Annotated in this window: 1 pseudogene; it reads right to left on the reverse strand. The window is 49.4% G+C overall.

Features of this window, described 5'->3' with window-relative positions:
* Window positions 1-265 (reverse strand): annotated as a pseudogene (locus IV512_RS19825) (transposase); the annotation flags it as partial.

Here is a 265-nt window from a genome sequence, read left to right on the forward strand (position 1 = left end):
GTTTCGTCATAGGGCCTTCCGGACTTTGCAATGGCAAAGGACTGTTTAAGCAGTTTGTTGGCCACCGCTATCAATGCCAATTTCTTGCTCTTCCCCTTGCTCATAGACCTCCCTGCATGCCCTGTTGTGCCTGCAAGCGTTAAAGGAACATAGAAACAAAAGATTGCGGAGCTTTCTATTGCCGACCTTGCTTATCCGGGCTCGACCTCTTACACTGCTCCCCGACTCACGTATCGTTGGGGTTATACCGACATAACTACAAAGC

It is taken from the genome of Pseudozobellia sp. WGM2, from assembly GCF_017810075.1.
Taxonomy (GTDB): Bacteria; Bacteroidota; Bacteroidia; order Flavobacteriales; family Flavobacteriaceae; genus JADNYK01.